The organism is Thalassospira sp. MCCC 1A01428 (genome assembly GCF_002115825.1).
GTDB lineage: Bacteria > Pseudomonadota > Alphaproteobacteria > Rhodospirillales > Thalassospiraceae > Thalassospira.
Map to the genome: position 1 here is coordinate 1 of NZ_JFJZ01000182.1, position 386 is coordinate 386.

Annotated in this window: 1 protein-coding gene; it reads left to right on the forward strand. The window is 56.5% G+C overall.

Features of this window, described 5'->3' with window-relative positions:
- On the forward strand, nucleotides 1-353 hold a 353-nt coding region (locus tag THS27_RS26515), incomplete at its 5' end, for a transposase (protein WP_139835788.1).
- Between the last annotated feature and the right edge of the window lie 33 nt (nucleotides 354-386).

Genomic DNA, 386 nt, shown 5'->3' on the forward strand with positions numbered 1-386 from the left:
TAGCCGTGAGAGGACGCTTACTGACACCCGGCCAGGTTGCCGACATCACCGGAGCCGTGATGCCCGCCAGTCACCTTCCTCCTGCGAAATATCTGCTCGCCGACAAGGCCTATGACGCGGACCACTGGCGGGCTTGGCTCATACGGAGAAAGATCCAGCCGGTCATCCCCAACAAGGCCAATCGCAAGCAGCCATATGCCTTCAACCGGAAACGCTATCGCGGACGTAATGTCATTGAGCGCATATTTGGCCGCCTGAAAGACTTCCGACGGAATGCCACTCGGTACGACAAACATGCTGACAACTTCATGGCCGCATTATGCCTTGCTGCGCTCGTCTGCTACTGGATTTGAATGAGTCTGGACCCTAGGGTCTGAACCCAATTG